General features: G+C 55.4%; 6 protein-coding genes (1 of these 6 cut by a window edge). All 6 read left to right on the top strand.

Annotated features, from left to right (window positions below):
- Tightly spaced (at most 39 nt apart), the 6 genes in view from SMC5_RS11650 to SMC5_RS05495 form a layout consistent with a single transcriptional unit that may run on beyond the window.
- Positions 1–54, top strand: the 3' portion of a protein-coding gene (locus SMC5_RS11650; RefSeq protein ID WP_119119917.1) for a Mur ligase domain-containing protein. 276 nt of this gene lie to the left of the window's left edge; only the last 54 of its 330 coding nucleotides appear in the window; its start codon lies beyond the left edge, outside the window; it ends in the stop codon at positions 52–54.
- Positions 38–1,000 carry a glutamate ligase domain-containing protein gene (locus SMC5_RS05515; RefSeq protein WP_165848994.1) on the top strand — a complete coding sequence of 321 codons (963 nt, stop codon included), beginning with the start codon at positions 38–40 and terminating at the stop codon, positions 998–1,000. Before SMC5_RS11650 ends, SMC5_RS05515 begins: the two co-directional genes overlap by 17 nt.
- Positions 1,000–1,911 (top strand): UDP-N-acetylmuramate dehydrogenase, encoded by a 912-nt coding sequence (murB, locus tag SMC5_RS05510; protein ID WP_119119915.1) that lies wholly within the window; start codon positions 1,000–1,002, stop codon positions 1,909–1,911. The genes SMC5_RS05515 and murB overlap by 1 nt, the downstream gene beginning before the upstream one ends.
- Before the next feature lie 39 nt (positions 1,912–1,950).
- The gene (locus SMC5_RS05505) at positions 1,951–2,625 is read left to right on the top strand and encodes a cell division protein FtsQ/DivIB (RefSeq protein ID WP_119119914.1); all 675 of its coding nucleotides are present in this window, start codon (positions 1,951–1,953) and stop codon (positions 2,623–2,625) included.
- Positions 2,622–3,356 carry a DUF881 domain-containing protein gene (locus tag SMC5_RS05500; RefSeq protein WP_119119913.1) on the top strand — a complete coding sequence of 245 codons (735 nt, stop codon included), beginning with the start codon at positions 2,622–2,624 and terminating at the stop codon, positions 3,354–3,356. The genes SMC5_RS05505 and SMC5_RS05500 overlap by 4 nt, the downstream gene beginning before the upstream one ends.
- Positions 3,353–4,024, top strand: a complete 672-nt coding sequence (locus SMC5_RS05495) for a DUF881 domain-containing protein (protein WP_119119912.1) — start codon at positions 3,353–3,355, stop codon at positions 4,022–4,024. Before SMC5_RS05500 ends, SMC5_RS05495 begins: the two co-directional genes overlap by 4 nt.
- Positions 4,025–4,120 lie beyond the last annotated feature (96 nt).

Here is a 4,120-nt window from a genome sequence, read left to right as displayed (position 1 = left end):
AGGGACACAGCGAAGGCAGATTCTAGGACGCCCGGTCATGGTCCTGGAGACTGATGAATCGGACGGTTCATTCCTGAAGTTCCATCCAGACGTAGCTGTTGTAACGAATATCGATAACGACCATTTGGGGGCTTATGGAGACAAGTTCTCCAACCTTGTCGGCGCATTCGCCCAGTTTTCCCAGCAATGCGCTGAGCGAAGCGGCCTGATCGTTGGCTGTGGCGACGACAGGGAAGTGGCCAGGATCGTGCAGGCTCTGCCGCGGCACGTCCTGTACGGTCAGGAGGCGTCAAATCAGGTGCAGATGTGCTACGATGTTCGCAACAACACCGCAATAGTTGCAAGAGAAGGCATGGAACAGCCATTTGCCATGGAACGAGGAGATGAGAAGAGCTATCTCAACGCTGTTGCCGCTTGCCTCGCGTGCGAGGCAGCAGGGCTCCCCTTCGCAGATACGCTCCCTATTCTGAAAGGTTTTCCGGGAATGGAACGGCGGATGCAGCTCCTGACAGACCATGACGGAACGGTCGTCCTTACAGACCATGCCGACCATCCCACGGAGATCAGAGCGACCCTGCAGGCTGTCTCGGTTCGGTATCCCGGAAGACCACTTACCCTCGTGCTCCAGCCGCACCGTTTCTCCCGAGTGAGCACGTGTCTCGAGGAGTATGGACCGGCACTGGTTGGAGTTTCGCGGATCGTGCTGCTCGACATCTTCCCGGCTGGAGAGACAGCGGAGCGTCCCAAAGAGCTGAACAAGATGCTTCGAGAGAGCGTGAAGGCGGCAGTCGGTGGCTCATTGGCACCTCAGATGCCTGTCCACCAGATGCTTGACGTCTTGCGGGTGTCGGCCACCCCGGATGACGTGGTACTGTTTATGGGCCCCGGTGACGTGAACAAGCTTGGTCTGCGGTTTTGTGGCTTGTTGACGAGCGACAATACGGTACAATGTGAGACTGCTGCGTCCCTTGAGGGACGCATACAGCAGGAGAACGACTGATGGTGGATTCGGTCATAGACAAGTTCGGACGTCGCGTCGAGCAACGGGTTCTGACGAAGGAGCCGCTCTCGTCCTATACGTCGTTTCGTATCGGCGGTCCGGCCGAATACTTCTACACGCCATGCGGTGAAGAGGACCTGGTTTGCGCACTGCGTGCTGCCAGAGCTTTCAAGATGCCCACGACGGTTATCGGCAATGGAACGAATGTGCTTGTCTCAGATCGTGGTATCGAAGGTCTAGTTGTGAGACTTATGGAGACGTCGCTCCAGCCAGTAATTGAGAAAGGACTGGTGCTTGCTCGTGCCCCGATGCCACTGTCCTCACTGCTGGACTTCGCCATGAGTCAGGACCTGTCTGGACTGGAATATCTTGTCAGCATACCCGGTACTGTTGGGGGGGCCATCTACATGAATGCGGGTTCGTTCTCTCAGGCCATAAGCACTCACCTGGCGTATGTGGAAGTTCTGGATCCCAACCTCGAGTATGTCGTGAAGAAGCATGAAGATGTTGATTTTGACTACCGTTATAGCGAGTTTCAACAGAGTGGGGCGATCATTCTGGGTGCCGCATTTGATCTTGAGGCTGGTGACGGAGCAACAATCCGCTCGACAGCTGCGCGTATCCGATCCGAGAAGCATGCCAAACAATCGTGGGAGCATCCGAATGCGGGAAGCATCTTCACGAATCCTCCAACGACGTATGCCGGCAAATTGATAGAGGAAGCCGGGTGCAAGAGTCTCCAGGTGGGGCAGGCGCAGGTGTCGGCCAAGCATGCGAACTTCATCGTCAACCTGGGAGGGGCGACTGCATTTGATGTTGTGCGCCTCATGGACATTGTCGTACAGAGAGTCTATGCACGTTTCAACGTGCGCCTTTCGCCCGAGATCAGACTGCTCGGTGACTTTTCCTAGGCAGCGGCGCGTGAGTATCAGTGATGAGTTCCTCCGTTCATGAAGCTACTGTGGCGGATAGGCCTGGTTGCTGTGGCTGTACTGGTGGTCTACTGGTTCTCCGTACCAGCCGCTCGCGTACTCGTACGTGCGGATTCCTGGGAAGCTCCAATCGTGGACCAGGTCTGGCGTAGCCGGCCTCAAGGGCTTCTCATGCTCCTCAACAGGGCTTCGGTCGTCGACAGGCTGGAGGGACTCCCCGTTTCTGACGTGACCATCATGCGTGAGCGACCTTGGAATGCGACTGTCGCTGTGGACATTGCTGACCCTGACGTAGTGATCAGGCAGGGGAGCAAACTGGCTGCCGTGTTCCTGAAAACGGGGGCAGCCTACACCATAACAAAAGCATCGAAGTCCTGGAACATGGTTGACGTAAGTGGATTTCCACTTGCATCCCCGGCTTTTCTGTCCGCCTCACTCGAATACGCGCCGCTGTGCTGCCAGTTGATGCAACATCGCAATCAGCTGGCAATCATGGGCATGTCACTATCCTCGTCGATGGGACTTGCCGTACGATTGAAAGATGGTAAGACGCTTATCTTTGGTGACAGTGCGAACGGTGCTTCAAAAATTGAACGAGGGATTGCGGTTCTTGCGATGCCTGCATTCAAGGGGAAGAAAGTAACCATCGACCTGCGGTTCGACGGCCAGGCCGTCATCCCGGAGGCCCCATGATCACACGAGGAAGAAGCGGGAGTGTTTTTCTCGTCGCACTGTTTGTCATGGTCGTCGGATTCGGATACCTTCTGGCTGTCCAGTTCGAGCCCACAGTGAACAAGGCCTACGTCGTTCCTGTCCAGAATGTCGAGTTGGTCGAAATCATGAAGGGACTCGAAAATGAAAATAATACTGCCGCTCAGAAGATTGTCGATCTTCGGGGACAGCTGGCAGAGCTTGAGAGCAAGGGCGCAGCTACGAGCGACGAGGTGCGCGTGCTGACGCAGCAGTTGGGAGAGTTGAGAGGAAAAGCGGGGCTTGCGGAGGCGACAGGTCCTGGTGTCGTCGTCACATTAAGCGATAGTTCGCGTACGCCGACGCTCTCCGATGATCCGAACTACTTCGTCATCCATGACGGTTACCTCCGTAGCATCGTGAATCTCATGCGGAGATATGGTGCCACTGCGATTGCCGTCAATGACCAGCGCGTTCTTGTGAACAGCCCGATCGTTTGTGCTGGACCTATCATTCTCGTGAATTCGAGCAGGATGTCGCCACCGTACGTCATTACGGCGCTGGGAAACCCCGATATGCTCGCTGACAGCATTTCTCAAGACGTTTTCTTCCGGGTGTTGCAGATGTACAGCGATCAGTTTGAGATTACGTGCTCACTTGAGAAGAAAACGTCTGTGACTGTCCCGGCGTCGCTAGACAATGCTGCATTCAAGTACGCAGTGAGTGCGAAATGAAGCGGACTGGGCGATCGTCCTCGCAGTCGACAGCACTGATTTTTGCTCTCATCAGTTTCTTTGTTGGGCTCTTGCTCCCTGGGCAGGCACGCGTCGTCCGCGAGATGAAGCAGACCTATCAGAACGAGGACCCGAAGGATCTTATTCGTGTCATCAAAGACCTCCAACAGCGCAAACAGGACCTCCTCGTCGAGGAGACCGACGTGTCGCAGAAAGTCACACAGTACCTTCGTTCTTCTGATGACACGGCCGCGCAAGTGAGCCAGTTGCAGCACGAAGCCGCCGTGTTGAGACAGAGAACCGGGGCTGTCCCACTCGCGGGCCCTGGTATCCGGATTACGATACGAGAGCAATCATCAGGGGTCTCGCCATCCATGCTGGCTGATGACGATCTGCTCCTTCTTCTGAATGATCTCTGGGCATCGGGAGCCGAAGTCATATCGTTGAATGGCATACGCCTGACTGACTCGAGTTCCGTATACAGGGCGGGTCTCAACGTTCGCGTGGGTGGAAAGGTGACGCAGATGCCTCTGGTCATAAACGCGATCGGCGATACAGAGAATATGGCCAAGGGGTTGCAGATTCCTGGAGGCGTGCTCGACTTGTTGAACCTGAGGCGCATTGGTGCTATAGTTCAAAAAGTCAACCTGCTTAGAATCAGTGACTAGGGGAGGAAAACGGATACCTATGGTTGGCTTCGTAACAGTGTGCGGACTCGTACTTGGTATCGTTATCGGGATTCTTCGCCCCGTGCACATCCCCGC

It is taken from the genome of Candidatus Cryosericum odellii (assembly GCF_003570935.1).
GTDB lineage: Bacteria > Caldisericota > Caldisericia > Cryosericales > Cryosericaceae > Cryosericum > Cryosericum odellii.
The sequence above is the reverse complement of the archived record's forward strand: the minus strand, read 5'-3'. Positions and strand labels throughout refer to the sequence as shown.